Below are 25,132 nucleotides of genomic sequence, written 5' to 3' on the forward strand. Positions count from 1 at the left end.
CTGCAGTCGATAAATACTGCTTAACTTTCTGCTGAGCGGGCGAGTTGTATTAATGCATCACGCTTTGCTTTCCAGACAAAGTGGTTTTGCATTTGTAATTGTTCGCTAAATCGCATTTGCCCCATTGGTTGTTCGGCCATTGCAGAAACATCCATACTATTAGCAACGGTAATGGTGATGACGGTTTCAACCTGATTTCCCAGCGCATCCCGGGCAATCACGCGGATTATCAGGCTACCGTTAAATTCTGCCGGCGGAATACCGTAAAACTCACCCTTGGTACTGTCGAAAGACAGCCATTGCGGGAGCGTTTCGCCATTCGCCATCACGGCCGTAAGCGCGATATCCATATTAGGGTCGGTGCTGGCAAAAGTGTCGGTTGGAATCACAACAGAAATACTCTGGCCCGAAGCAAACGATTGTTCCGGGATATCCCGTTGTAAAACTAACTCCGCTGAAGCGGTATCATAAGAGGACAGGGCGCTGCTTTGGTCGTTGCCAGACTGCTCACCGGTTAGAGTAAAGTCTGCGCCACCGCTGTCTCCCGACGAGCTGCTACTACTGTTTACCACGGCTGCAGCACCAGCTCCTGTAGGCACAGTGCCGCCTGTATCAACCGGCGCAGTGTGATAGGCGGGATCGGCATCAACAGATGCCGAGTCACCGTTGTTGGTCAGATCCGTATCGGTTTGGTTTGCTGATACACTGGCGCTGTTAACCACTTCTGAGGTATCGGTAGTTCTAACAACTATCTGTAAAACCGCCGATTCTCCGCTGGCAAGAGTGCCAACGGACCACTGTCCGGTGGTGGCATCGTAGCTGCCGTCGGAACTCACAAACGTAAAGCCGGCGGGTAACTGATCGGTCACCATCACATTGGTGGCGGCATCCGGACCGGTGTTACTGACGGTTAACGTGAAGGTCACGTCATCACCTACATTCGGCGAGGCGTTATCCACGGTCTTGCTTAATCCCAGATCGACGGCCTGGGCATCCACGCTGACACTGTCACTGTTATCACTGCTATCCAGTTCAGTTTGATCGGCGGTCACGCTGGCGGTATTGGTTACCGCGCTGCTGTCGGTGGTGGTCGCCACAATCGTTAAGGTCGCGGAGGCACCACTAGCAAGACTACCTACGGACCACTGTCCGGTGGTGGCATCGTAGTGACCGTCACTTGACACAAAGGTAAAGCCCGCCGGCAATTGATCGGTGACCACCACATTGGTGGCCGCATCCGGGCCGGTATTGGAAACGGTGAGGGTGAAGCTGACGTTATCGCCGAGATTCGGCGAGGCGTTGTCCACAGTTTTGCTTAATGCTAGATCGATGGCCTGGGCATCGACACTGACGCTGTCGGTATTATCGCTGCTATCCAGTTCGGTCTGATCCGCCGTTACCGAGGCGGTGTTAGTCACCGCGCTGCTGTCGGTGGTGGTCGCGACGATGGTTAACGTTGCTGACGCACCACTGGCTAAACTACCCACGCTCCATAATCCTGTCGCCGCATCGTAGCTGCCGTCAGAACTCACAAACGTAAAGCCGGCCGGTAACTGATCGGTGACCATGACATTAGTCGCCGCATCCGGACCAGAGTTGCTGACGGTTAACGTGAAGCTGACGTCGTCACCTAAGTTCGGTGAGGTGTTATCCACGGTTTTACTCAATGCTAAATCAATCGCCTGAGCATCCACGCTGACACTGTCTGTATTATCACTGCTATCCAGTTCAGTCTGATCGGCTGTGACTGAGGCCGTGTTGGTCACCGCGTTGCTGTCGGTGGTGGTCGCGACGATGGTTAACGTTGCTGACGCACCGCTGGCCAATGAACCCACGCTCCATAGTCCGGTGGTCGCATCGTAGCTACCGTCGGAACTCACAAACGTAAAGCCGGCGGGTAACTGATCCGTCACAACCACATTAGTCGCCGCATCCGGACCAGAGTTGCTGACGGTTAACGTGAAGCTGACGTCGTCACCTAAGTTCGGTGAGGTGTTATCCACGGTCTTGCTTAATCCCAGATCCACAGCCTGGGCATCCACGCTGACACTGTCAGTATTATCACTGCTATCCAACTCGGTCTGATCGGCCGTGACCGAGGCGGTATTGGTCACCGCGCTGCTGTCGGTGGTGGTCGCGACAATCGTTATGGTCGCGGAGGCACCACTGGCCAGTGACCCCACGCTCCATAATCCTGTCGCCGCATCGTAGCTGCCGTCGGAGCTCACAAACGTAAAGCCCACCGGTAACTGATCGGTGACCATGACATTAGTCGCCGCATCCGGACCAGAGTTGCTGACGGTTAACGTGAAGCTGACGTCGTCACCTAAGTTCGGTGAGGTGTTATCCACGGTTTTACTGATATTCAGGTCAATGGCCTGGGCATCCACCGTGGCGGAGTCACTATTATCACTACTATTCAGCTCAGTTTGATCGGCGGTCACGCTGGCGGTATTGGTTACCGCGCTGCTGTCGGTGGTGGTCGCCACAATCGTTAAGGTCGCGGAGGCACCACTGGCTAAACTACCCACTGTCCACAAGCCGGTGGTGGCATCGTAATTTCCGTTAGCGCTGACAAAGGTAAAGCCGGTCGGTAACTGATCGGTGACCACGACATTAGTCGCGGTATCCGGACCAGAGTTGCTGACGGTTAACGTGAAGCTCACGTCGTCACCTAAGTTCGGTGAGGTGTTATCCACGGTCTTGCTTAATGCCAGATCCACGGCCTGGGCATCCACGCTGACACTGTCAGTATTATCACTGCTATCCAGCTCCGTCTGATCCGCCGTGACCGAGGCGGTATTGGTTACCGCGCTGCTGTCGGTGGTGGTCGCCACAATAGTCAACGTCGCGGTAGCACCACTGGCCAGTGACCCCACGCTCCATAAGCCTGTCGCCGCATCGTAGCTGCCGTCGGAGCTCACAAACGTAAAGCCCGCCGGTAACTGGTCGGTGACCACGACATTGGTGGCGGCATCCGGACCAGAGTTGCTGACGGTTAACGTGAAGCTGACGTCGTCACCTAAGTTCGGTGAGGTGTTATCCACGGTTTTACTCAATGCTAAATCAATCGCCTGAGCATCCACGCTGACACTGTCTGTATTATCACTGCTATCCAGTTCAGTTTGATCAGCCGTAACGCTAGCGGTATTGGTTACCGCGCTGCTGTCGGTGGTGGTCGCCACAATCGTTAAGGTCGCGGAGGCACCGCTGGCCAATGAACCCACGTTCCATAATCCGGTGGTCGCATCGTAGCTGCCGTCGGAACTGACAAAGGTAAAGCCGGCCGGTAACTGATCGGTGACCACGACATTGGTGGCGGCATCGGGGCCGGTGTGGGAGACGGTCAGGGTAAAGCTGACGTCGTCACCTAAGTTCGGTGAGGTGTTATCCACGGTTTTACTCAATGCTAAATCAATCGCCTGGGCATCCACGCTGACACTGTCAGTATTATCACTGCTATCCAGTTCAGTCTGATCGGCCGTGACACTGGCGGTATTGGTCACCGCGCTGCTGTCGGTGGTGGTCGCCACAATCGTTAAGGTCGCGGAGGCACCACTAGCAAGACTACCTACGGACCATAAGCCGGTGGTGGCATCGTAATTACCGTTAGCGCTGACAAACGTAAAGCCCGCCGGTAACTGGTCGGTGACCACCACATTAGTGGCGGTATCCGGGCCAGAGTTGCTGACGGTTAACGTGAAGCTGACCTCGTCGCCTAAGTTCGGTGAGGTGTTATCCACGGTCTTGCTTAATCCCAGATCCACGGCCTGGGCATCCACCGTGGCGGAGTCACTATTATCACTGCTATCCAGTTCGGTTTGATCGGCGGTCACGCTGGCGGTATTGGTCACCGCGTTGCTGTCGGTGGTGGTCGCGACGATAGTGAGTGTGGCAGTGGCACCGCTGGCCAATGAACCCACGCTCCATAGTCCGATGGTGGCATCGTAGCTGCCGTCGGAACTCACAAAGGTAAAGCCGGCCGGTAACTGATCGGTGACCACGACATTGGTGGCGGCATCCGGGCCGGTGTTGCTGACGGTTAACGTGAAGCTCACCTCGTCACCTAAGTTCGGTGAGGCGTTATCGACGGTTTTACTGATATTCAGGTCAATGGCCTGGGCATCCACCGTGGCGGAGTCACTATTATCACTACTATTCAGTTCAGTTTGATCGGCTGTGACTGAGGCCGTGTTGGTCACCGCGCTGCTGTCGGTGGTGGTCGCGACGATGGTTAACGTTGCTGACGCACCGCTGGCCAATGAACCCACGTTCCATAGTCCGGTGGTCGCATCGTAGCTGCCGTCGGAACTCACAAAGGTAAAGCCGGCCGGTAACTGGTCGGTGACCACCACATTTGTCGCGGTATCCGGGCCAGAGTTGCTGACGGTTAACGTGAAGGTCACGTCATCACCTACATTCGGCGAGGTGTTATCCACGGTTTTACTGATATTCAGGTCAATGGCCTGGGCATCCACCGTGGCGGAGTCACTGTTATCACTGCTATCCAGCTCAGTTTGATCGGCTGTGACTGAGGCCGTATTGGTGACCGCGCTGCTGTCGGTGGTGGTCGCGACGATGGTTAACGTTGCTGACGCACCGCTGGCCAATGAACCCACGCTCCATAGTCCGGTGGTGGCATCGTAGCTGCCGTCGGAACTCACAAACGTAAAGCCGGCCGGTAACTGATCGGTCACCACCACATTAGTGGCGGTATCCGGGCCGGTGTTGCTGACGGTTAACGTGAAGCTGACGTCGTCACCTAAGTTCGGCGAGGCGTTATCCACGGTCTTGCTTAATCCCAGATCCACGGCCTGGGCATCCACCGTGGCGGAGTCACTGTTATCACTGCTATTCAGTTCAGTTTGATCCGCCGTAACGCTAGCGGTATTGGTTACCGCGCTGCCGTCGGTAGTGGTCGCCACAATCGTTAAGGTCGCGGAGGCACCGCTGGCCAATGAACCCACGTTCCATAATCCGGTGGTCGCATCGTAGCTGCCGTCGGAACTGACAAAGGTAAAGCCGGCCGGTAACTGATCGGTGACCACGACATTGGTGGCGGCATCGGGGCCGGTGTTGGAGACGGTCAGGGTAAAGCTGACGTCGTCACCTACATTCGGTGAGGTGTTATCCACGGTTTTACTCAATGCTAAATCAATCGCCTGGGCATCCACGCTGACACTGTCAGTATTATCACTGCTATCCAGTTCAGTCTGATCGGCCGTGACACTGGCGGTATTGGTCACCGCGCTGCTGTCGGTGGTGGTGGCGACAATGGTGAGTGTCGCTGACGCACCACTGGCTAAACTACCCACGCTCCATAATCCTGTCGCCGCATCGTAGCTGCCGTCAGAACTCACAAAGGTAAAGCCGGCGGGTAACTGATCAGTCACCACCACATTGGTGGCGGCATCCGGGCCGGTGTTATTGACGGTTAACGTGAAGGTCACGTCATCACCTACATTCGGTGAGGCGTTATCCACAGTTTTACTGATATTCAGGTCAATCGCCTGGGCATCCACGCTAACACTGTCAGTATTATCACTGCTATCCAACTCGGTCTGATCGGCCGTGACACTGGCGGTATTGGTCACCGCGCTGCTGTCGGTGGTGGTCGCGACAATCGTTATGGTCGCGGAGGCACCACTGGCCAGTGACCCCACGCTCCATAATCCTGTCGCCGCATCGTAGCTGCCGTCGGAACTCACAAAGGTAAAGCCCGCCGGTAACTGATCGGTCACCACCATATTTGTCGCGGTATCCGGACCAGAGTTGCTGACGGTTAACGTGAAGCTGACGTCGTCACCTAAGTTCGGTGAGGTGTTATCCACGGTCTTGCTTAATGCTAAATCAATCGCCTGGGCATCCACGCTGACACTGTCAGTATTATCACTGCTATCCAGATCGGTTTGATCAGCGGTTACGCTGGCGGTATTGGTCACCGCGCCGCTGTCGGTGGTGGTGGCGACAATGGTGAGTGTCGCTGACGCACCACTGGCCAGTGACCCCACGCTCCATAATCCTGTCGCCGCATCGTAGCTGCCGTCGGAACTCACAAAGGTAAAGCCCGCGGGTAACTTATCGGTGACCACCACATTGGTGGCGGCATCGGGGCCGGTGTTAGAGACGGTCAGGGTAAAGCTGACGTCATCGCCTAGATTGGGTGAGGCGTTATCCACGGTCTTGCTCAATGCTAAATCAATCGCCTGGGCATCCACGCTGACACTGTCAGTATTATCACTGCTATCCAGTTCAGTTTGATCGGCCGTGACACTGGCGGTATTGGTCACCGCGCTGCTGTCGATAGTGGTCGCGACAATCGTTATGGTCGCGGAGGCACCACTGGCCAGTGACCCCACGCTCCATAATCCTGTCGCCGCATCGTAGCTGCCGTCGGAGCTCACAAAGGTAAAGCCCGCCGGTAACTGATCGGTGACCACCACATTAGTGGCGGTATCCGGGCCGGTGTTGCTGACGGTTAACGTGAAGCTGACGTCGTCACCTAAGTTCGGTGAGGTGTTATCCACGGTCTTGCTTAATCCCAGATCCACGGCCTGGGCATCCACCGTGGCGGAGTCACTATTATCACTACTATTCAGTTCAGTCTGATCGGCTGTGACTGAGGCCGTATTAGTCACCGCGCTGCTGTCGGTGGTGGTCGCGACGATGGTTAACGTTGCTGACGCACCACTGGCTAAACTACCCACGTTCCATAATCCTGTCGCCGCATCGTAGCTGCCGTCGGAACTCACAAAGGTAAAGCCCGCCGGTAACTGATCGGTGACCATGACATTAGTCGCCGCATCCGGACCAGAGTTGCTGACGGTTAACGTGAAGCTCACGTCGTCACCTAAGTTCGGTGAGGTGTTATCCACGGTCTTGCTTAATCCCAGATCCACGGCCTGGGCATCCACCGTGGCGGAGTCTGTATTATCACTGCTATCCAGTTCAGTCTGATCGGCTGTGACCGAGGCGGTGTTAGTCACCGCGCTGCTGTCGGTGGTGGTGGCGACAATGGTGAGCGTTGCTGACGCACCACTGGCTAAACTACCCACGCTCCATAACCCGGTGGCCGCATCGTAGCTGCCGTCGGAACTCACAAAGGTAAAGCCGGCCGGTAACTGATCGGTGACCATGACATTAGTCGCCGCATCCGGACCAGAGTTGCTGACGGTTAACGTGAAGCTGACGTTATCGCCTAAATTCGGTGAAATATTGTCTACCGTTTTAGTTAAGCCTAAATCTATGCCTGGCGTGCTATCAGTGGTGCCGAGAATCAAAATGTTTAAGGTCGCTGTTGAGGTATCACCATCCGCGTCGGTGATCTGATAGCTGAAAACCTCACTGAGCTGGTCGCCGTTGTCGAGTGAATCAACAGTTGCGTTGTTATCGTCCAGGCTATAGCTGTAACTGCCATCCGCGCCAATGGTTAGTGAGCCAAAATCACCGGTTACTTCTGTGCCATTGCTGCTACTGGTGGAATTTACTGCCACCGAAGTTAAGGGCGCTGTGTTGCCTTTGCTTACCAGAGTCACTTCCAACTGGCCGTCGGCACCTGCAGTGTCGCTAACGTCGCCGGTTGCGCTGGCTACAATAACGTTACCAGTAACAGCGGTCGACGGCGAGCTGGCCGTACCTTCGGTGATGTTGACCTGATCGGCATTGGCAACCGGCGCATCGTCAGTGATCGCAACATTAACGGTGTGGCTGACGACATTGCCAAAGGCATCGTAGCTCTGCACGGTGATCGCGTCGGTTATGCTGCCGCTGCTGTGGTTTGCGTTATCAGTAAGTGTATAAGAAAACTCACCGGTGGATGCATCAAGGCTCCAGGTACCGTAAATGCCTGAGCCTGATTGGCCGGAAACAAAGGTTTGTTCTGTGGGCGCTGTCAGGGTTATCGCTCCTGACTCCGCCGTGCCCGCCGCATTGCTGCCGCTGGCCAGGTCGCTTTCCAGTACTGTCAGTCCTGAATAAACCTCGGGCACCGTGATGGCAATACTGTCGCTGTCGTAAAGGTTTTGCCCGTCCTGACTAAAAATGGTGAGGAAGTCTGAGCCCACAAAGTCGGTGTCCGGGGTATATTGTAAGGTAGCCAGTGCAGCATTGATGGCGGTTTGGCTGCCTTCGATAATCAGTCGGCCGGTGCCATTGTCGGTAATCGATGCACTGCCTGCGGTAACATTTAATATGCCGTTATCAACCGCCAGAATGACGCGGCTCAGATCGCCATCCACGTCGGTTACTTCGATAAGACTGTTATTTAAATCAGAAAAGCTGTAGGGCGTGTTTTTGGCAGTTTCAACACCGGATGAAAAGTTTGAGCTGTTGTTGAACTGGTTAACCGGCGCATCATTACTGCCGTAAACCGTTACTGTGATAAGTGCATCAGAAATTACACCTGCGGCATCTTCCATGCGATAGGTAAAAGTGTCAGTCACCGAGTCAGCGGCCGTCATGCCAATTACGGTGCTATTGGCCGCATCTACGGCGTAACTGTAGGTACCATCTGCATTTATGGTTAAGGTACCGTAACTCCCATCAACTGTTACCCCGGAGTTATCTACCAGGGTTTCGCTTGGCAGCGATGGCTGGGTAACATCATCAAAGCTGCCGGCCGTAGCGGCGATGACCGTTTGGGGATCGTTGTTGTCTGCATCCGAATCATTACTGAACACCTGACCGCCGGCATTATTGCCGATACTGGCGCTGAGTGAGTCATCCCCGGCTACCGGCGCGTCATTTGCTCCATTTATAGTTATCACCAGTTGTGAACTGGATAAACCGTTACCCAGATCATTACCCACCACATAGGTAAATGTTTCGGTCAGGGACTGACGGCTGTTGAGCGCATTGACTACGCTGTTTGCATTATCGACCACATAACTGTATGAGCCGTCACCATTCAAAGTGAGAGTGCCGTAGTTGCCTGTGATGGTTTGGTTGGTGGTGCCGCTTCCTACCAACGTGGAGTTGCCATCTGTGGCGATTGATACCACAAATTCAGTGGCACTGAGCGGTCCGGTATCATTGCTGAGCAAATTACCAGTAGGATCAACGCCGCTGGTAATTACCGCGCCGGTGTTGCCATTATCACCTTGTTCAGTTGCAGTGGTGCTATCGCTGACCGCAGTAGAGTCGTTCTGGCCTGCGCCATAAACGGTAATGATCAGTTGCGCTTCACTGGTTTCGCCGGCTGCATCCTGCATGCTGTAAGTGAAGATATCCTCAACCGATTCGCCCTCTGATATCGCCGGATTATCAGTATTGGCGGTATACGTGTATGACCCGTCAGCCTGTAACATCAACTCACCATGTGCACCCTGATAAGTTGCACCGGTGGCGCCGCTGCCTGCCGAGAAAGAAAAGCTGGTACCGGCCGGGCTGGTAACCTTATCACTGCTTAATAATACCGAGGTGACGACGCCATTGGTGTAGGTCACATCCGTTACCGTGGTGCCGGCTGGCACACCGGTACCTGTTACGGTCATGCCAATGCCGATAGTACCGTCAATGTTGGTTAATCCGGTCAGTTCGGTGCTGCCGGTTGTAGCGCTTGACTGCAGTTGTGCCTGGGCGCCCTTCGAGGCGTTTTCAGTTTGTGAGGTGGAATCTTCAAACGACACAAATGAGTAGGTCGCCAGAAAGGCTTGTGGGTCGCTGATTGCAACATAATCCGATCCGTTCCAGTAATAATTTGGTGTCTGACTGAGTGGGATCCCGTAGGTACCATCAGCATTTTCAATCGGGGCAGAGGTGGCCGTTACCTGAGAGAAGGTTGCGCCATTATCAGCAGAATAGTACAACGCATTGTAAGTAACATTACCCCCGGTGTTGGTTAAATCGATATAAAGTTCATCGCCCGCTGCTACTTTGTTTCCAAGTGAAGCGCCTGCCGCTGAGCTAAAGGTAAGCTGATAGCTACCGGTATTCACGGTTACCGTTGCAGCATCTGCGCTACCCTGCGCGGAAAGGCCGGTTATTGTTAGTGTGTCACTGCTATCCACATCGGTATCGTTAGCCAGTAAATCGCCGGTTGCGGTGAAGCCGGTGGAAGTAAAACCAGATTCGGCAAGGGTTGTTGACTCTTTGGCGCTGTTATAATCGTCATTTGCAACAGGGGCGTCGTTGCTGCCCTGAATGGTAATAGTCAGGCTGGCCGTTGAATAACCGCCGTTTCCGTCTGCGATAGTGTAGGTAAAGGTTTCAGATGCTGTGCCACCAAGTAACGCGTCAACCGCGGCGTTAGTATTGTCCACAACATAGGTATAAGCACCGTCCTGGCTTATCGTTAAAGTACCATACTGACCCGTTACTGCGGTTGAGCCCGTTGCTGGGATGTTAGTGGTTCCGCCATGCACTGAAGCGGCCACTTCGGTTACTGTCAGGGAGTCGTTGTTACTATCGGTATCATTGGTTAATACGTTGCCGGTTGCATCCACACCAGCAGTGATAATTCTTACCGGCGACTCGTCCCGGTCGGTGCCCAGTTCTACCGCTGCAGTGTTATCGTCGTTAGTAGCAACGGGATCATTGTTAGCAGGCTGCAAGTCGACCAGTTCGTTTAACTGTGAGTCTACCCGATCCGAGGACGATTTTACTTCAGCTATACTGTAGGTACCCGCTTCGGCTCCGGTGGAAACATTCAGGTTAGAGGTTGTCAGGCTATCAAAGTAGGCCTGATCAACAACCAGTATAAAACCAAAATTATCACTGACGTCATTATCACCATCCTGGTTGCCATCTGCCTGCGCAGTGGCCAGGTCAGTAAAGTCGGCGTCGGTCCAGAAATAGAAGCCTTTAACTTCTCCCTGAACCTTCAGCGGGCGGCTTATCCAGCCATAGTAGTCGGTGCCACCAATGTTGATCCCGATTGCCGATACGTCATTACCGCTAAAGTACTGACTATCGTAGTTATTGTCATCAACCGTAACATTGCCAAGACCGTTGCTGTAGTTACCGTCTGAGATAATAATGCTATGTGATTCCTGCTCTTTTTCTACCCAATTCTCGGTGTTATCGATAAGGCCGTCGCCGTCGGTGTCCCGAATCATCGCGTAAGCATTTACAAAGGAATATGTAGCCCACTCAACCTCGAGAGTTTCACCATCAATGGTCATTGAGCCCTGATCGTTTTCACTCAGGGAATTCTCGTTGGCCTGACGGGTATCCGTGGCAAATACTGCGTCGGCAAAATGCTGGCCTTCGTCACCACGGGTATCTGTACCGTTGTTGATTAAGCTATCGAGCAGGTGGCCATATTCTTCAACCAGCACGCGGGTCGAGGCTTCTGCGCCGAATTGTTCAATGTAATCTGCATTGAGATAAATTGTGGGCTGACCGTCTGTACCGGTGGCAGAAAAAGCGCCTAGTGCGCCATTCAGCGTCTGATTGTCGAGTAGCGTGACTTGCACATCCAAGGCATCAGAAAGCACGTCCTGTCGGGTCGCTTCCATGGATTGCAGCCAGGCCACATCAATACGCTTATTATCGGCACTAAAGATGGCGAACAGATCGTCCGCTGATGCATTTTGCAGAAACGCTTTGATTTGCGCCGTAGCCAGCTCCGTTGCCCGGTTGGTTTTATCGTGTGCTACGGCAAGCTGAAAGTAGTTTTCCGGGGCCTCAGAATCGCCGCGATCCTGAACGGGATCGTCCAGCTGTGTATCGGGTTCTGCTGCCGCCTCGGCGGTTGTGGCAACCGCCGCCCCATCAAACATCAGACGCTGTTCTAACTGTAAAATGTCTAATGCTGGGCGTGAATTTTCAGCATTGCTACGATCAGTCATCTAAGGTCTCCCCAGATCCTTTGTTAAAACTTAGTTGTTGGGTGGGCGACGTGATATTAATACGACCGCTCATTCCGGGCAGTAACTCGGTATGCGCATTTTCGAGGTTGGCAAACACCTTTATGGACTGGCTCAGTGCATCCACTTTGCCGGTTGTGTAGCTAATGGTGGCCGAGTAAGTCGCTTGGGTATCGGTTACAAATACCGACAGCGGATAGTCGGCTGTAAGCCACGTCAGCCAAGATGACGGTGCGATAAATTCCACTCGTAACGACTCGTTATTCTGCAGTTCAAGAATGGGTTTACCGGTTTCCACAAATTCATTGGCGTTAACAAATTTATCTGACACGGTGCCAGAGTAGGGGGCAGTCAGTATACATTTGCTAATAACGGCGTTTAATAATGAAACCTCTGCCTCGGCTTTCATAACTTCAAGACGGCTATTTTCCAGTTCTACCAAGCCTATGGCTTCCATTTCTGCCATGCGATTGGTGCCCTTGAGTTTGTTTTGGGCGACCTGGGCCTCAATGCGAGCTTTATCTAATCGGGCATTTTCTGCGTCACAGTTAAACTCAACCAAGTGTTGTCCTGCTTGTACATACATGCCTTCACGTACATGAAGCGTTTTAATGCTGCCAGTCATTTCAGCACTCAGGGTGGCAAACTGTTGTGCCGTAATTTGCGCTCTGAGCTCTTCAGCCGCCAAGGTAAAAGCGGGCGTTTGTGCAACGGCAGAACGGACTAATGCCAGCATCAGAGTGGACATCAGGTATACATAAACGATAGTTTTCATGAGCATTTACACTACAGGAATTTCAGGCAGACTTATCTGGTTTACATCCGTGCTCAACCACTGCTCTATTATTTTACTTAACTCGTTCAGATCCATTTCATCCACACTACCAATAACCGGCTCATCGCCCAGGCTGGTTTGCAACAGCCCCAGAGCCTCGGCATATTTGGACATAGCCTCATAGCGTCTCAGTTCACTGAGTATGGTTGTGACACTGGCAGATATCCGGCGCTGGTTACCCGCCATGTTGCCTTCTGTTTTACTCAGCGCTATCTGCTCTAATTGTGAGTCGACAGCAAACAGGTCGTCAGAGCGGTGGTACTGCATCAGGGCATTATTAAACTGGTGAACCGCCAGATGGACCTTGGTGAGTGTGGTCATTTGTAACGCGATACGTTTTTGCAGCTCAATGGCTTCAGTTTTCCCAGCGGCTTCTTTGCGTGAAGAATAAGAAAACAGGTTCATCAGATTAAAACTGAGTGAGGTGCCTGCAGAATTCCAAGCACTGTTTACCAGGTAATAATCGGTGTCGTAATGTGTTCCCACATTGAATGTCAGGTTAGGAAACATCTTGAGTAAAGTTTTACGGGTCTCAAGGGCAGCGATACGCACGTTGAACATTTGCTGTTTCATATCAGCGTTGTTCAGCAGGGCATATTGTTCCAGATTTGCTACGTCTACAGTGAGTGGGGCAAACTGCTCAGTTTCTTCCACCAGTTCAAAAACGGTACCGGGCATTAAACCCATCAGCCTGGCAAGTTCGATTTTGGCGCTGGCCAAATCACGGTTAACGCTTTCCAACAACCGCAGGTTCTCCAGCAAGTTTCGCTGATAGCGCAGTGATTCTTCTGGTGACGTGACTTTTTCGGCAAACAAGCTTTTAGACTTATCCAGTGCAGCTTCTGCTTCTTCGATTGTCTTTGCAACTTTGAATGACAAGGTTTGACTGGCCAGCGCTTTCCAGTATGCCACACGTACCTTCCGAATCAGGATATGCATGGCGCGGCGACGCTCTTCATTAGCTACCAGCAGCCGGTCTGCATTCTGTTTTGACGTGTAGTAACTGGCTCCAAAATCAAGCAGGCTCCAGGATAAACCTAAATCATAGGTGCGATGCTCCGGCGCAATCGAGATATTGGTATCTCGTTCGCGGTTCACTTCGCGGGGAGTGCTGTAGTCGGCCTCATACCGGCTCGAGAAATTGTTGCGCCAGTCATAGCCCGCTTCTGCCAATAACTTTGGCAGCATGTCAAATTTGCCGGCAGTCAGTTCGCTGGAGGCCAGCGACTGTTTGAGCGTGAGGACCCGTTGGTCAAGGTTGTTTTTTAGTGCCCGGGAAATCGCTTCAGACAAAGAAATAGCTTCTGTTACCGGTTGGCTGGCAGCCAGAATTGTGCCTTTATCTTCATCATGAGTTTGTTGAATTTCGTTTAGAGTCAGTGGCGCTGGCGAAATTGAACAACCAGATAAAACGATAATAAAATTGATGCTAAACAGTAGCATTGAGCTGCGTTGCATGAGTATCCCGGGTACAAGTTGAACTTAATCGTTAAAGATTGGTTAAATATAGTGCAGGTGGTGAAGTTCGAAAATTATACTTTTGATGACAATCTGGTATTGAATTTAATACGTAGTTATATTTGGTGGTACTTATTGTTTTTTAGTTTTAAATTCTGACTGTAGAAGAGAGGTTTTTATTTTTTAAATTAAAACAATGGATTACTTTTGCCTTTTGATATTAGTGAAGCGATGTTATTTTAGGTGAAATTATGAAAACAGTTTGAAACCTTCTTTTTGTGATTGAGTTTTGTTCGTTTATGGCTTTTTTGCGTATAAATTGCGACGTGTTTTTTCGATCATTATTTAACGAGTTGTAAATAATTGTTAAGTTGGTTTCAGAATCTACTAGAAACTATAAAGCACATTTTCCTGCGGACGTGAATCAATGGTAACCTGGCCGGAAGCATTGACAATAGGAATAGCAGGCATATCAACTGACTCCGTTGTGGCATAAAACACAGGCCACTGGCGACTAGGCCAATGCCTATTACAACAGCCAATCTTCGCACGGATAATCCTTATCGCATGATTTCTTGTTCTTATTAATTGCAACGCTATCATGGTGTTAGACTGCAATTTAAGTGCTTATTACCGGTATGTGATAGCGTTTCTATTAAGCGGCGGCGTTAATTTTTGCCCTGATAAATCAGCCCGGTTAATTGAATCGCGGAACAAAATCCCTTATGTTGTAATGCTGCGCTAATTTTACCGCACTAACTGCTCACCGCAGTTCTTAACATCAATCCTGATAGGTAAAATATGAAATTTCCAAGCACTCTCCCGGCGGCTCATCAGCGTCTTTTGGTTCAGATTGTCAACGTATTGTCTGCGGATCCACGGATTGTGGGTATCGGCGCCAGTGGTTCGTTTGCCAGCAATCGTATGGATGATTACAGCGATTTGGATCTGGTGATTGCCATAACGCCTGAAAACTATAGTGAAGTGATGGGTGAGCGATTTAAGCTGGTAGACAGTATCCCGGGGAATATAGCGGCGTTCACAGGCGAACATGTTGGTGAGCCGCGACTGATAATCGCGCTTTACGAACCGGATTTGGTTCATGTGGATTATAAATTTGTGTCCTTAACTGACGCTGCTCAGCGAGTTGATAACACTCAGGTTCTGTGGGAACGAAATCATTGTCTCACTGAAATTTATGCCAAGTCTGATTACCGTTATCCCCAGCCGGATATTCAGTGGATTGAAGACAGGTTCTGGATTTGGCTGCATTACGCAACGGGTAAAATTGCCAGGGGCGAATTTTTTGAAGCGTTGGAATTTTTATCGTTCTTACGTACGGTAGTGCTTGCGCCGCTGGCGCTTCAGCAAGCCGGACTCACACCGTCCGGGGTACGCACGATCGAAAAACGACTCCCGGCGTTTGCCGCGCAACTGCAAACAACCGTCGCCACACCGTGTCTGGAATCACTGACTCCGGCCCTTGAGTCATGTGTTAAGTGCTATCTGGATTTAAGAGCAAACACTACCGTTACGGTAAATAAAAAAGCGGAGGCGCTGAGTGTTGCCTATTTCAATGCGCAACTGAAAAATGAAATACCGGGGCCGGGTACGCAGCCCGGCCCGTAATACCGGACAACCCGGTGTGTAGTATTATGCTGTTACCTGCTCGCAGACTTTCTGTGTTTGACTGGTGTTATCTGCTGTTTACTGAAAGAAACGAGGTAACACTATGGGCAAAATTTTAATGATCACCGGCGACTTTGTGGAAGACTACGAAAACATGGTGCCTTTTCAGGCGCTGATGGCTTGTGGACACAGTGTCGATGCAGTGTGTCCTGGCAAAGCGGCCGGGGACACGGTGAAAACCGCTATTCATGATTTTGAGGGTGACCAGACTTACACTGAAAAGCCGGGGCATCATTTTACCCTTAATGCGACTTTCGCTGAAGTGAAAGCCGAAGATTATGATGGCCTCTACATCCCCGGCGGGCGGGCGCCTGAATACCTTCGGCTGGATGCTGCGGTGATCGCCCTGGTACAGGCATTTTTTAGCGCAGATAAACCGGTAAGCTCAATTTGTCATGGCCCACAGTTATTAGCGGCAGCAGGGGTACTAGAAGGTAAGAAAGTGTCTGCCTATCCGGCCTGTGAGCCTGAAATTAAACTGGCCGGTGCGACTTACGAAAAGCTCAACATGGACGAGGCCATTACCGATGGTAAGCTGGTTACTGGCCCTGCGTGGCCCGCTCACCCGGCATTGTTGAGTCAGTTTATGGCATTATTGTAAGGCGAATGATGGGAGATAAGGTTGATGTGCGGATTGTTTATTAATGCTGATCCATCGTTATGGCAGAGTGCAACCAAATCAATGCGTATTGACGGGGTTGTTACGTCTATCCGCATGGAGACCTTCTTCTGGAATATTCTGCAGGAAATTGCGTGTCGTGATTCGTTGAGTATCAGCCAGTTAATTTCTAAACTGTATCTTGAATCGCTGGATGCGGATCATGATATTGGCAACTTTACGTCTTTTCTCCGGGTCTGTTGCGGACGCTATCTGTCGATGGTTGCCGACGGGTATCTGCAGCGTGATGCTATGGAGCCGCTCGATGGTATGAATGCTGAACGATTGATAAAAAGCGAAGCTGATTCACAGGTGGCACGCTTAAACCGCCTTACTACTCGATCATCCAGCGGGCGTGGCAGTAATCATTAGCGTATTAAGGTGTCACGTTAATCTGCAGCAACCGGGGCTCGAACAACGACGATTTCACAATCGACGTATTGGTATCGGCACATTCATAATGGGAACATTATGTCATCGAGTTCGGCAATATCCTGTAACGCCAGGCGGGCGATCAGGCAATCATCGCCGGTCACCCGGTCGCACGCCATAAAGCGTGGTTCGTTTGTAATCCGTTTTTCGACTTTTCTAATCTGCCCGGATTTGGGTTTAATTCGTACCAGTGCCTCAATACTTTATCCAATCCCAGCCTGACGCCAAAGCCATTGTTAACGCTCTTATGCCTGAGGGGGTTCATTCTTTCGCCTACGGCAGGGTCTGATAATCCCACTATATTACTAATGTCTGCCAGGCTTAAACGGGCATTGTCATCAAATGCGGTTAAGATGGCTTTATTGAGGTAATCAATAGTTGCTGTCATGAGTCGCTTTCATCCGAAAGTTATAGAATAAATTTAGCGGTAATTGAAAGGTAAATTCATAGGTATGCTTTTTTATAGGGCAGTGAAATGCGCCGTGTGTGTTGATATTCTTTTAAAAGGTGCTTAGCCACAACAATTTTTTTGAGGAGCAATAGTGAATATACAGCGCATAGCCGCATTCACTGCGGGTGACAAAGGAGGCAACCCGGCAGGGGTGGTGCTACTTAATGAACCGCTGGATGAAGGCCAAATGGGCTATATTGCGGCATAGGTGGGGTATTCTGAAACGGCTTTTGCTTACTCTTTGTCAGACGATAACACTGCCTGGCGTGTTCGCTACTTTTCACCTGAGTCAGAAGTACCGTTTTGTGGTCATGCTACCATCGCCTTAGGCGCAGTGTTAGACGAATACGCCGGTGTTGGTGAGTATCATTTAACGATAAACAGCGCCAAAATTTCGGTTACCGCAGAGCAAACGTCTGATGGGATTGCTGTTACACTCATGTCACCGCGCACCTGCAGCAGAGCGATCCAGGCAGATGAGCTGGAACAGGTACTGGCCTTGTTTGGTCTCACTGAAAAAGAATTGGCCGATGACCTGGCACCCGCTTTTATTCACGGCGGATCCAATCATATCGTTGTGCCCCTCAAAAAACGTCAAACTCTGGCTTCGATGCAATATTCACTGGCTGCTGGCAGGGAACTTATGCAAAAGCTTGGACTGGTTACGATCATGTTGGTTTATATCGATGAAGAACGAGAGTTTTTAGTACGAAATGCATTTGCCTCTGGCGGCGTGTTAGAAGATCCCGCCACAGGTGCTGCTGCCGCTGCATTCGCAGGGTATTTGCGGGATGTGGACTGGCCCCATGGCGGACAGTTTACTATCCGTCAGGGCGAAGATATGGGTTCACCTTCAGTCATTAGGGTAAGCTTATCTGATGAAGCAGGCAGCCCGGTTTCGGTATCTGGTACCACTCGAAATATTGAGTAGCTGTGCGGTATATTACCCATTAAGATGAGCCGCAGGGTTAATCTGCTGGCATGGTCAGAGAGGCTGTAGTCGCGTAGTTTCGGTCTTTGCGGAAAATTGATTCGTCTGGCTATGCTTTGTTGGTTGCCGCGCGTTTAATCAGCGCGGCAACATCCGTTTTAACGTGGCATCTTTCAGAATGAAGTGATGATAGAGTGCCGCAGTGGCATGTAGTCCGATAAGTCCGTATCCCACTTTGGCCATCAAAATATGAATTTGCGAGAGCTCTTCTGCCATGACTTTATCCGGCTCGGCAATTTGCGGTAATTGCCAGCCGAATAATGACACTGAGACATCCCACATGCCAACATCTATCCAGCCGATCACCGGGACGATGATCATCAGGCCATAGAGCAGGGCAAATACCAGCCGGGCCACATTTTTCTGCAAACGGCCATGGTTCTCTTTTTCAATCGGCTCACTACGCCACCAAAGCCATAGCCGTACTACAGCCAAAATCAGAATCACCAGGCCTAACAGATAATGGGTGGACAACATTACTGTTCTGCCCAGTGTGCCTTTGGGATAAAGGGTAATAAACTCCATTGCAAGGTATACCGTAGCTATCATAAGAGCCATCAACCAGTGTAACCAAACTAAAACCGGACGATAAGATTTGACCATAATAGAGCACCTGCTACGAAGATAAGTATTGAATCTCTTGCTTACATTATGCTGTTTACAGCGCAGCATAGGTTGCTTTTTTATAGCGGTAAATCCGCATAAATTGAACCTGACATCGCACAGTATTTGATGCCGGGCACGTCGTGTAAATTCTTCAAAGCCGTTGCAAAAGTCTCTTTCTTATTACTGCTTTCAAACGTATTCTGTAATTATTGTTTAATAAAATCATGTGGTTATTGGTTGGTTTGGATTTTGCTTACACCTCGGTCACGCCAAATTAATTTGTCACAGGAGTGTTTTTATGAGCAATCAATTTAACTTGAAAGGAAAAAAGGTCGCCATTGTAGCAACCAGTGGCTTTGAGCAGAGTGAGTTAATTAAACCCAAACAAATGCTTGCTGAACAAGGGGCTGAGGTCGAGGTACTTTCTATCGATGATCAAACCACAATAACGGGGTGGGATCAGGGCAAATGGGGTGAGGAAGTGGCTGTTGACGGACAAGTTGCCGCTGCTGTACCTGGTGATTATGACGCGATAGTGTTGCCAGGCGGCCAGATTAACCCGGACATTCTGCGCAATAATGAACAGGCAGTATCATTTATCAAACGCGCCCACGCGGAAACCCGTGTCAGAGTTATCGGTGCAATTTGTCATGGTCCATGGTTATTGGTTGAATCTGAGTTGGCCCGGGACAGCAAAGTCACGTCATTTCCGAGTATCAAGACCGATTTGCTGAACGCCGGTGCCGCGTGGGAAGACAACGAAGTTGTTCACGATGGTAAGCTTGTTACCAGTCGAAATCCTAACGATATTCCCGCGTTTGTCGGCAAAATCAGTGAACTGGTAGCGTAAGTTGGATTAGCAGGCAGGAGTCATAATGTCAGTAGCACAAGAAATCAACTCAAAGGTAATAGTGATCACCGGTGCATCTAGCGGTATTGGTGAGGCAACAGCCAGACTACTGGTGGAAAATGGCCATCAGGTGGCGTTACTTGCTAGGCGGTTGGATAAACTCAAAGAGCTGGTTAATGAGCTGGGCGAAAAGAATGCTTATGCGGTGAAAGCCGACGTGAGTCATTATGATGAGCTCGGAAATGCCTTTGCAGATATCTATTCTAAGTTCGGTAGCATAGATGGTGTGTTCGCTAATGCCGGAACCGGTGTTAACTCACCCGGGGTGGAAGAGGGCGACGTGAAAGAGTGGAGTGGTATGTTAGGCGCTAATGTTAACGGCTTACTGTTTACCGCGAAAGCCAGTCTGCCCTATCTGAAAAAGAGCCAAGGGCACTTTCTGCTGACCAGTTCCGCTGCGGGCAGAATGACGCTGAAAGGCTCAGTTTACGGCGCGACCAAATGGTTCGCGTATGGTTTCGGAATGAACCTGGCCGAAGAGATGCGTGAGTGGGGCGGGAAATGCACAACCATCTGCCCGGGTATGGTTAACACGCCATTTTTTGATGAACCGAAAGAGGACAAAATTGCGCCAAAGGACATTGCTGAAGCCGTGCTTTATGCGCTGTCGAGCAGCAAAACAGCCTGTGTCAGAGAAGTATTCGTAATGCCCGCTGATAAACCATAACGCGGAGACACGCTACGCCAAAGTGACACGCATTTCCGTTAACGTGTAAGACATTTCCTACAAAAATGTACGAATAAGCGGTTTGTTTTGCCTAGTCTGATCTTATACTTTTGGCTAAGGTAATGAAAAGTATAGAGTATTGAATCTGTCACAGATGAGATTAATGAAAATGAGTCGATTTTATGGAATCTAGCGGTGGCAGGTTTTTCTCAGAAGGGTAATCTAAATGTGTCGCAAGGAAATGCGACTTGTCAGGAAGGCCAAAGGAATCCGGTTTAAAGGAATAAACTAATAGGATTTAAGGAAGAGGCTGGGATGCCAGCAGGAATGGAATGAGCCAGGAAGGCCAGGGACAACTCCAGGAACGGAGAATACTTTACAGGAAGTAAAGATTGTTACGGAAAATGGAAAGGGATACGCCTAAGGACAGGTGACCTGCTGTGAAGCAGAGAAAGACGGAATTGCGTGCGGGATTTTAAGCAAAGCTTACAATTGCACTAACGCTGAGAGGGAGTCTCAAAATTCCATGAGAAAACGGTGGCGGTTGCCACCGTTTTTTTTTGCAATCCGGTTATTCGCCGAGCATCAAAGTTCCATCATTTCTTATCTTAAAAGCAATATTGTTGATAATCATGTTTCAGCCAAAAAACAATCATCATCAATAACCTCAGGCAAAGAAAATATTGTTGGCCCGCAACAAGTTTTCTATTGCCATTACCGCCCGTGACAACACGTTGCTGTGTCAATTAGTTGATCTAATAGAACTACTAAAGCAATTTAAAATAAAATGTCATAGCTGGTTGTTACGGTAACTCCATAGTTTGTATGGGTAACTGCGAAAGCCATAAAAGGGTACAAAAGGCAATCGTAGCGATAGGTCAGGGCTCTGGGAGCCCGCCTATGAACTGAATTACTAACTAGCTTTTGGCTTTAATCGTTCGTCGGCCCCAAACTATCATCAGTAATAGAAATACCTGCCAGAACCTCAAAGAGCCTCCCCCGGATGTTGTATTATCAACCACCACATCAGGAGCACTTACGCTAAAAGTAAAATCGGTTGTTTCTTGCGATGTTCCATCTGAGACAGTAAACACTACTGTTGCCGTATCGCCCGAATAATTCGCTGGAATCATAATGTCATAACGACCTTGAAGCGGCGGTGGTGTTAGTACTGACGCAGGTAAAGTGTCCGAGCTCACGGCTAATGTTAGTGGCTCCCTGTTTTTATCTGATGTGGTAATGTTTAACTGAATTAACTTCCCTTTATCAACTGATGTGGCGTCAGACGTCACATTAACCGTTGGTGGCGACTCCACAGGTTCGACAAAAACAGCAACATGCTTCACCGAAGTATTAACAGAATCATTCGCCACAAAGCCTAATGTAATAATTGACTCGGTGTAGACTGTTGGACCGGTAATAAGAAGTGTCCCCGGCTCTGTTTGTTTTAATTCTACGGCCGGGCCCGTTACCTGCTTGTAGTTTAGCGAAGCATTGTTGCCATCATCCTCTACATAAAAGCGGATTGAAGTTTGCTGACCTTCAGAAATTCGTTGCTCAGATGCATAGGCTGTAATTTGAGGCGGGGCATTGCCAGCTTCAACAACAGGGAGACGCCAATGTTCTGCCGGAGTGCCGATAGAGGAATAGTCAAAGGAACCAGGCCTGTAATTGGGGTTGGCTATTGGTACCACTGCATTAGCTTCATCTAAATATTGTTGTAGCCGGAGATCTAATTCATCAACTTTACTGGGAAACTCAGATGCTAGATTTGTGGTTTCCCCAACATCATTTTTCAGATCATATAAATAATATAAGTGCCTTTCGGATTGGCCATATTCGAAACTGCGGATCAGTTTCCAGCCGTCATATTGTATCGTTACCGACGGTGGTAGCCAGTCGGGTACAACAGCATTTACCGGGTAAAAATTAATCAGTGGACGAGGGCCATGTGCTTCGCCTGTAAAGGTATCACTAATATCTTGTCCGTCGATTACGGAATGCGTTGGTAGCGGAATATCCAACCCTTCTAGCAGTGTAGGCATAAAGTCCACCGATTGTATGGGGGTCGAGGATATTGAATTAGGCGTTGTTTTTCCTGGCCAGCTTATAATGGTGGGAACACGAATGCCGCCATCAAAGTCCGTTGCTTTTCCGCCGCGCAATGGAAAGTTATTGGTGGCCCGAATATTACCAAGCACACTGTACATATTGCCGCCGTTGTCAGAACTGAAAATAATAACGGTATCTTTAGTTAAATTAAGTTCTTCCAGCTTATCCAGTAATATGCCAATAGCATTATCAAAATGTTTGACCATTGCGGCGTAAACAACACTCCGTTGAATATTATAGGGGGAGCGTTTTTCGATAAAATGCTCGACTAAATCGGGATCAGCGTCGAAGGGTGAATGGACGGAGAAGGCCCAAAAATTTAAGTAAAAAGGACCATTCTGACTTACTTCCGCCAACCAGTTGCCAGCTTCTGTCGCTAAACGTTCGTCGATATGCTCTCCGGGAGTCTGCGGTTGTAGATTTGGTGCAAAACTCCATGGTGCTAAAAATCCGCCTGTCGGACCTGCGCCGGAAAAATGTGGAATATCAATATCAAAGCCATGCTCAAGCGGGCTGTATGGACTCGCACCCAAGTGCCATTTACCAAAGTGTGCAGTTTGATATCCATGTTGTTTTAATATAGAGGGGAGGGTAGGAATGGACGTATCCAGACGGGTAACCGTGTGCGGCGCAATTGACATTTTGTTACTGGCAGCCGAATTGGGGAGATCCGCAACCAACCTTACATTATTTAAATGATGTAGTGGCTGGATTGAGCCATGTCTGGCGGGTGTCTGTCCGGTTAAAATTGATGCTCGGTTTGGTGAACAAAGAGGGTTGTTTGTATAGGAGTGAGTATAAAGCATTCCTTGTTCAGCTAATCTCTCTATGTTTGGCGTCTCTAAAAAACGGTCGTTGCCAAACAGGGTTGTGTCATTCCAACCCAGATCGTCGGCAAGGATCACGATAATATTTTTAGGTTCCGCGTGAGCTAAGTGAGTGAAAATAAAGGCGAGAAAGATAAGACTGTTTTTCCACATTGACATTTACACTTCTAGTTTTAAATCTATATTGATATCAGCAGTATATAGTTACGCTTGTATTAGTAAAGTTCGCGGTGGTCATCATTTTCACAGACGTGTCTTAAAACCGATTGTTTATGCCCCCTGATAATGAATACACTCACAGCAGCTTATTAGCATAGTAATCCACACAACAGCGTTTATTTTCATTCCGAAGGTTTACCATACAGCAACCGCAGCTTCATAAAGTAACTTGGTTCACTTGATAATGAACCCGGCATGAGTCGGCGAGGAAACTGCCGTGATAATGTGGTAGCAGAAAGTTTCTTTAGTCACCTGAAGAAACAAAATCTAAGGCGAATTAAAGACAAGTCAGAGATCATGCACGCCAGGCGATGTTTCAATACATCGATATGCTCCGCTATCCCAAACGTCGGCATACCTGCAACTGTTGCTTGTTACAAACAGAGTATGTCCAGCAGCTTTTAAAAATAGGGAAAGTGTCTAAGAACTCAGGCCTAACCAGAAGTAAGTGCTATCAGACTTTTAAAAGTTTGAATATGCGGAGAATCTCATCGGGAAGCAAAATTCCCAGGTTTAAAACTGAATTATAGCTGGCTGGTATGATTGTAAGACATTTCCTACAAAAATGTACGAATAAGCGGTTTGTTTTGCCCGGTCTGATTTTATACTTTTGGCTAAGGTAATGAAAAGTATAGAGTATTGAATCTGTCACAGATGAGATTAATGAAAATGAGTCGATTTTATGGAATCTAGCGGTGGCAGGTTTTTCTCAGAAGGGTAATCTACATGTGTCGCAAGGAAATGCGACTTGTCAGGAAGACACCTATCAGGGAGATAGCTTTCAGGAAGAAAGCGCGCCAGCAAAGGGCAACAGGAAACCACGTCAGGATGACGATGTCAGGAAGACCAAGGGAATCCGGTTTAAAGGAATAAACCAAATAGGATTTAAGGAAGAGGCTGGGATGCCAGCAGGAATGGAATGAGCCAGGAAGGCCAGGGACAACTCCAGGAACGGAGAATACTTTACAGGAAGTAAAGATTGTTACGGAAAATGGAAAGGGATACGCCTAAGGACAGGTGATCTGCTGTGAAGCAGAAAAAGACGGAATTGCGTGCGGGATTTTAAGCAAAGCTTAGAATTGCACTAACGCTGAGAGGGAGTCTCAAAATTCCATAAAAAAACGGTGGCCGTGCCACCGTTTTTTTATGGGTAATATTTAGTAAGTATTAATGCGATGTGGTGGCGTTTCGGTTTTGACCACCGTCAGGCCATTTAGCAGCAACGAGCCCTGGTAACAGTCATCGCCGGTGGATGAAAACTCAAATAAAAACTCACTGCGCCAGTCCAGCTTGCCCCGGTAGAGCATTGGGCGGGTGGTTTTTCTGGCCACACTCACCAGCTGTAAACGCTGCTGTTCGCAATAGCGCTGCAGATATTGGTTTGCGCACTCAGAAATCGTCCGGATGCGCCAGAAGAAAGCGCCGCCCGCGCACAGTAACACCAAGAGCAATACATCAAATAAATTCACC

15 protein-coding genes are annotated in these 25,132 nt (G+C 49.7%); 7 read left to right on the top strand and 8 right to left on the bottom strand.

The features are described 5' to 3' along the window. Positions 1-20: 20 nt before the first annotated feature. Genes AC2T0J_RS14525 through AC2T0J_RS14535 form a run of 3 tightly spaced genes read right to left on the bottom strand, consistent with a single transcriptional unit; the run spans position 21 to position 14,100 of the window. The gene (locus AC2T0J_RS14525; RefSeq protein WP_489806509.1) at positions 21-11,789 is read right to left on the bottom strand and encodes a DUF7507 domain-containing protein; all 11,769 of its coding nucleotides are present in this window, start codon (positions 11,787-11,789) and stop codon (positions 21-23) included. Next, on the bottom strand, positions 11,782-12,582 hold the full coding sequence (locus AC2T0J_RS14530; RefSeq protein WP_489806510.1) for an efflux RND transporter periplasmic adaptor subunit: 801 nt from the start codon (positions 12,580-12,582) through the stop codon (positions 11,782-11,784). The genes AC2T0J_RS14525 and AC2T0J_RS14530 overlap by 8 nt, the downstream gene beginning before the upstream one ends. Positions 12,583-12,588: 6 nt before the next feature. Beyond that, a complete protein-coding gene (locus AC2T0J_RS14535; RefSeq protein WP_489806511.1) occupies positions 12,589-14,100 on the bottom strand; it encodes a TolC family protein in 1,512 nt (503 codons plus the stop codon). An 801-nt stretch (positions 14,101-14,901) separates the two neighbouring features. On the opposite strand from AC2T0J_RS14535, the gene AC2T0J_RS14540 reads away from it, so the two are divergent. The 3 genes from AC2T0J_RS14540 (at position 14,902) to AC2T0J_RS14550 (ending at position 16,819) form a co-directional block, all read left to right on the top strand. Then, positions 14,902-15,729, top strand: coding sequence for an oxalate:formate antiporter (locus AC2T0J_RS14540; RefSeq protein WP_489806512.1), 828 nt, complete (start codon positions 14,902-14,904; stop codon positions 15,727-15,729). Positions 15,730-15,832: 103 nt separating this feature from the next. Further along, complete coding sequence (locus AC2T0J_RS14545) at positions 15,833-16,390, top strand: DJ-1/PfpI family protein (RefSeq protein WP_489806513.1); 558 nt, start codon at positions 15,833-15,835, stop codon at positions 16,388-16,390. Positions 16,391-16,414: 24 nt separating this feature from the next. Further along, positions 16,415-16,819, top strand: a complete 405-nt coding sequence (locus tag AC2T0J_RS14550; RefSeq protein WP_489806514.1) for a ribbon-helix-helix domain-containing protein — start codon at positions 16,415-16,417, stop codon at positions 16,817-16,819. A gap of 83 nt (positions 16,820-16,902) precedes the next feature. Here AC2T0J_RS14550 and AC2T0J_RS14555 read toward each other — a convergent pair whose 3' ends face one another. Both AC2T0J_RS14555 and AC2T0J_RS14560 read right to left on the bottom strand, forming a co-directional pair. Continuing rightward, on the bottom strand, positions 16,903-17,040 hold the full coding sequence (locus AC2T0J_RS14555) for an Lrp/AsnC ligand binding domain-containing protein (RefSeq protein ID WP_489810346.1): 138 nt from the start codon (positions 17,038-17,040) through the stop codon (positions 16,903-16,905). Continuing rightward, entirely contained in the window at positions 16,980-17,267 is a 288-nt protein-coding gene (locus AC2T0J_RS14560) for an AsnC family transcriptional regulator (RefSeq protein WP_489806515.1), read from the bottom strand. The genes AC2T0J_RS14555 and AC2T0J_RS14560 overlap by 61 nt, the downstream gene beginning before the upstream one ends. Positions 17,268-17,538: 271 nt before the next feature. Here AC2T0J_RS14560 and AC2T0J_RS14565 point away from each other — a divergent pair, with 271 nt between their 5' ends. Beyond that, on the top strand, positions 17,539-18,261 hold the full coding sequence (locus AC2T0J_RS14565) for a PhzF family phenazine biosynthesis protein (RefSeq protein ID WP_489806516.1): 723 nt from the start codon (positions 17,539-17,541) through the stop codon (positions 18,259-18,261). Between the two features lie 138 nt (positions 18,262-18,399). Here AC2T0J_RS14565 and AC2T0J_RS14570 read toward each other — a convergent pair whose 3' ends face one another. Beyond that, entirely contained in the window at positions 18,400-18,924 is a 525-nt protein-coding gene (locus tag AC2T0J_RS14570) for a cytochrome b (RefSeq protein WP_489806517.1), read from the bottom strand. Between the two features lie 301 nt (positions 18,925-19,225). Between AC2T0J_RS14570 and AC2T0J_RS14575 the strand changes: the two genes are divergently transcribed. Beyond that, positions 19,226-19,777 (top strand): type 1 glutamine amidotransferase domain-containing protein, encoded by a 552-nt coding sequence (locus AC2T0J_RS14575; RefSeq protein ID WP_489806518.1) that lies wholly within the window; start codon positions 19,226-19,228, stop codon positions 19,775-19,777. 25 nt (positions 19,778-19,802) lie between these two features. Further along, the gene (locus AC2T0J_RS14580) at positions 19,803-20,504 is read left to right on the top strand and encodes an SDR family oxidoreductase (protein ID WP_489806519.1); all 702 of its coding nucleotides are present in this window, start codon (positions 19,803-19,805) and stop codon (positions 20,502-20,504) included. 917 nt (positions 20,505-21,421) lie between these two features. Here the strand turns inward: AC2T0J_RS14580 and AC2T0J_RS14585 are convergent. Then, positions 21,422-23,602 (bottom strand): sulfatase, encoded by a 2,181-nt coding sequence (locus AC2T0J_RS14585; RefSeq protein WP_489806520.1) that lies wholly within the window; start codon positions 23,600-23,602, stop codon positions 21,422-21,424. Between the two features lie 755 nt (positions 23,603-24,357). On the opposite strand from AC2T0J_RS14585, the gene AC2T0J_RS14590 reads away from it, so the two are divergent. Then, positions 24,358-24,585 carry a hypothetical protein gene (locus tag AC2T0J_RS14590; RefSeq protein ID WP_489806521.1) on the top strand — a complete coding sequence of 76 codons (228 nt, stop codon included), beginning with the start codon at positions 24,358-24,360 and terminating at the stop codon, positions 24,583-24,585. A 234-nt stretch (positions 24,586-24,819) separates the two neighbouring features. Here AC2T0J_RS14590 and AC2T0J_RS14595 read toward each other — a convergent pair whose 3' ends face one another. Continuing rightward, positions 24,820-25,131, bottom strand: a complete 312-nt coding sequence (locus tag AC2T0J_RS14595) for a DUF3301 domain-containing protein (protein WP_489806522.1) — start codon at positions 25,129-25,131, stop codon at positions 24,820-24,822. Between the last annotated feature and the right edge of the window lies 1 nt (position 25,132).

It is taken from the genome of Alteromonas sp. ISO5 (assembly GCF_058105165.1).

What these genes read in the sequence shown, in the direction of transcription:
- AC2T0J_RS14525 (WP_489806509.1), bottom strand. Translation starts at nt 11,789, where the DNA reads ATGACTGATCGTAGCAATGCTGAAAATTCACGCCCAGCATTAGACATT.
- AC2T0J_RS14530 (WP_489806510.1), bottom strand. Translation starts at nt 12,582, where the DNA reads ATGAAAACTATCGTTTATGTATACCTGATGTCCACTCTGATGCTGGCA.
- AC2T0J_RS14535 (WP_489806511.1), bottom strand. Translation starts at nt 14,100, where the DNA reads ATGCAACGCAGCTCAATGCTACTGTTTAGCATCAATTTTATTATCGTT.
- AC2T0J_RS14540 (WP_489806512.1), top strand. Translation starts at nt 14,902, where the DNA reads ATGAAATTTCCAAGCACTCTCCCGGCGGCTCATCAGCGTCTTTTGGTT.
- AC2T0J_RS14545 (WP_489806513.1), top strand. Translation starts at nt 15,833, where the DNA reads ATGGGCAAAATTTTAATGATCACCGGCGACTTTGTGGAAGACTACGAA.
- AC2T0J_RS14550 (WP_489806514.1), top strand. Translation starts at nt 16,415, where the DNA reads ATGTGCGGATTGTTTATTAATGCTGATCCATCGTTATGGCAGAGTGCA.
- AC2T0J_RS14560 (WP_489806515.1), bottom strand. Translation starts at nt 17,267, where the DNA reads ATGACAGCAACTATTGATTACCTCAATAAAGCCATCTTAACCGCATTT.
- AC2T0J_RS14570 (WP_489806517.1), bottom strand. Translation starts at nt 18,924, where the DNA reads ATGGTCAAATCTTATCGTCCGGTTTTAGTTTGGTTACACTGGTTGATG.
- AC2T0J_RS14575 (WP_489806518.1), top strand. Translation starts at nt 19,226, where the DNA reads ATGAGCAATCAATTTAACTTGAAAGGAAAAAAGGTCGCCATTGTAGCA.
- AC2T0J_RS14580 (WP_489806519.1), top strand. Translation starts at nt 19,803, where the DNA reads ATGTCAGTAGCACAAGAAATCAACTCAAAGGTAATAGTGATCACCGGT.
- AC2T0J_RS14585 (WP_489806520.1), bottom strand. Translation starts at nt 23,602, where the DNA reads ATGTCAATGTGGAAAAACAGTCTTATCTTTCTCGCCTTTATTTTCACT.